This is a genomic window from Nocardia sp. NRRL WC-3656 (assembly GCF_000720265.1).
Lineage (GTDB): Bacteria > Actinomycetota > Actinomycetes > Mycobacteriales > Mycobacteriaceae > Nocardia > Nocardia nova.
The window spans coordinates 1-2,324 of record NZ_JOJF01000075.1 but is presented as its reverse complement, the minus strand read 5'-3'; the positions used below and the strand labels follow the sequence as shown (position 1 = coordinate 2,324).

3 protein-coding genes are annotated in these 2,324 nt (G+C 64.9%); all 3 read right to left on the bottom strand.

Annotation, left to right across the window (positions count from 1 at the left end):
• Nucleotides 1-1,478: replication initiator (locus tag IG65_RS0133800; RefSeq protein WP_051757321.1), on the bottom strand; the 1,478-nt coding region annotated here is incomplete at its 3' end.
• Nucleotides 1,478-2,101: a hypothetical protein gene (locus IG65_RS0133795; protein ID WP_030518985.1), complete on the bottom strand. Its 624-nt coding sequence runs from the start codon at nt 2,099-2,101 to the stop codon at nt 1,478-1,480. The genes IG65_RS0133800 and IG65_RS0133795, both read right to left, overlap by 1 nt.
• Nucleotides 2,098-2,262, bottom strand: coding sequence for a hypothetical protein (locus IG65_RS38300; protein WP_156055934.1), 165 nt, complete (start codon nt 2,260-2,262; stop codon nt 2,098-2,100). Before IG65_RS38300 ends, IG65_RS0133795 begins: the two co-directional genes overlap by 4 nt.
• Nucleotides 2,263-2,324: the final 62 nt, after the last annotated feature.

Here is a 2,324-nt window from a genome sequence, read left to right as displayed (position 1 = left end):
TCGGCGAGCATTTGCCGAACAAATTCCGCGCGATCGGCCTTGTGATCCGGAAGCGTCTTGCCGGTCCACCTGCGGGACACCAGGACTCGGCGGCCGGGCATTCCGAGGGTGTCTCGGCGGTGCGCTTTGCCCTTGCACCGACCGGGGATCGTCTTGCCGGTCGCGCCTTGGGGGACGATGCCGTATTCGAGCCAGACCGGGCAGCGCGGCGAGCACGGAACGTTCTGCAGCTCGGCATGCAACCGGTCGTAGTGCTCGGCCGCGCGGTCCGAGCGAGGTTCGATGATTTCGCTGATGGACTTCACCAGGTATTTGGTGACGTAGCCGATCGTCTTGCCGGCCTTCTCCGCGATCACGCCCTTGATCTGCTGGCGATCCATCTGGGTACCGAAACGCACCACATGCGCAGGCTCGAGATCGTCTACCGAATCGAGGATGTCCAGCGCGTCATCCCAGAACGTCAACGGCTGGTGGGTCGTCGGGTCCACGAAGGTCGCCTGTCGGTGATCCCACACCGGCTGGAAGTCGCCGCCGTAGACGCGGTTCTCCTGATCGAAGCGAGGCCACCACACCTGGTGATAGGTCGCCGCGGTCACCTGCTTGAGCAACTCGCGCGAGATCGCGCCACGGATCAGGATGTGCAGGTGCGGGGCACCGCGTTTCTGCGGTTCGACCACCGCGAAATACTGCACGTCCCAGCCGACCGCACGGCGCAGGTTCTGAATCCAGCGATCCACCAGCCGGGAGAAGAACACCGCATCGCGGGCCTGACGCTGGTAGTCGTAGCTGCCCGGGTGGACCGGGGAGCCATCCGAACAGGGTTGGCCCTTGTCGTCGGTCGCACCGTCCTGATTGATCCGCCCGTAGGACGGCATGGTGAGTGTGACGAACATGCTCGACAGGTAGCCGCCGATTTCCTTGCCCACCGTGCGCTTTTCGACCTTGCGGCGAGGCAGGTCCGGAACATCCTGGCGCCGACGAGTAGAACGCCGCCGGCGATCCTTCCCGGTCTCGTCCAGACTCGGCAGCCGACCACGCACGCCCAGTTCCCGCAGTTCCGCATCCAGGTCCGCGACCACTTCCTTGATGCCGGCGGCAGCGTCCTCGTCACCGTCAGCGACCGCGGCACGGTATTGCTCGGCCAGATCGGAGCGAGCGGCGATGATCGCGGTCTGTGCCTCGGTGGGTTCGGGTTTGTATTCGACCGGTTCGGAGGCGATGTGCCAGCCTTCGCGGCACTGCTGAATCCGCAACGCGCGGTTGGCTTTTGCGCAGGCCGGGCACACCGATTCCATCGTGGACTTGCACGGTGCACCCTCGTAGGTGATCGTGCCGGTTTTCGGGTCCTCGATCCGCATCGGGATCGGTCGCTGGCACACGTCGAACTTCTCGGCGGTGGCCTGAGCGATTTCGACCAAGTTCGGGATGGAACGTCGCTGCTGGGCAGTCAACCGCGGTTCGGGAGCTGTCGAGTTCATCAGGCTGCGTCCTTCCGCTGTTCGGTACCGCCGATTCGGGGCAGAGTGACCGTTTCGGCGAGCGAATCCTTGTGCCGCAGAACCAGTTCCACCGTTCCCGGGCCGACGATGATGGCGCGGCAGTCCAGAGCTCCGAAAGTGTGCGCGATCCGCGAGGTGCGTTCGGCGTAGTCGACAGGGCACTGACCCTCCAACATCCGCACCCGCAACCGATCCACCGAGGACGAGGTGGTGATCCCGATCAGCCGGGGAGCGCGCATAGTGCCGTCGATGTTTCGTACGCCCAAGTGACAGGCAATGGCGAGTCTGGCCCAGTGCCGGCGGTACCGCCACCACGAGACGGCCCTGTGTCGTGCTCGTGAGGTGATCCAACGCTCGAAGGTCTGCGGGCTCCGCAGTCGCCACAGCACCATCCCCGCGATGAACACCCCGACCACCACGACACCCAGCACCCACGACACCAAAACCCACGCAGCGACAGCGATTCCGACCGGAATCGAGATCATCGGGAACAACACCGCCCACCAGGCGGCGACGAACACGAACCCGATACCCTGCAACACGCCGAGGGCGAACAGGTCGAACACGTCCAACTTCTGTGACTGCTGCTGATTGTTGGTCACTTCCCGGCACCTTCCGAGGGATCGAACAAGGAGAGTTGGTTTCGGCACTCCCAGCGCGGGAGGTCCTTCGCCTTGGCGGGGCGACGCCGCTTGGCCTTCACCTGGCCGGCGGCGGCTTGCACGATCGGATTCACCTGCGAGGCAGAGGGTTTCGCGCTCATGCGGCCCAGTCCTCTCCGCCATCGGGGTCGAAGTCCCAGCCCGAGGGAGCCGACCCGGTTTC